Annotated in this window: 1 protein-coding gene; it reads right to left on the bottom strand. The window is 33.0% G+C overall.

The annotated features are described in order from the left end of the window. Positions 1–51: 51 nt before the first annotated feature. Positions 52–363 carry a DUF960 family protein gene (locus ACF91D_RS32150; RefSeq protein ID WP_325993993.1) on the bottom strand — a complete coding sequence of 104 codons (312 nt, stop codon included), beginning with the start codon at positions 361–363 and terminating at the stop codon, positions 52–54. Positions 364–418 lie beyond the last annotated feature (55 nt).

Below are 418 nucleotides of genomic sequence, written 5' to 3'. Positions count from 1 at the left end.
TGCTTCAGTTTCTAATATACATTGTATATTCTGCATGATTGATGCCTCCTATTAATATTCTTCGGGTAGTAACATGACGTAATAAGAAAGGTCTACATCATCTTCTCGGATAATATAGACCTTATTTATATTGATAGCTTTTGAATAATTCGCTTTATGTGTTTTGATGTACTCAGGACGTTCTTGTTTGTGTTTGATATATAATTGATCATTATGCATGTTGAACTGGAAGATATGAAAGTAATCTATTGCTTCTAGTTCCTTGGACTGTTCGTTTTCACTTTTAGAGACGAGTTGCCATAATTGTTTTTGTAAGGAGATAGGTAAGCTATTGGCAATCCCCCGTGTTATATATTTATTCATAAGCGTTTTCCTTTCGTTCTGATTCTTTCATCCATGTAATGATTTCGCTTAGGAT

It is taken from the genome of Staphylococcus sp. 231237_7MaSpsaltlick (genome assembly GCF_043107035.1).
This window is presented reverse-complemented; position numbering and strand designations above follow the sequence as displayed.

Excerpts from the sequence above, each read along its gene's own strand:
- ACF91D_RS32150 (WP_325993993.1), bottom strand. The coding sequence starts at position 363 with ATGAATAAATATATAACACGGGGGATTGCCAATAGCTTACCTATCTCC.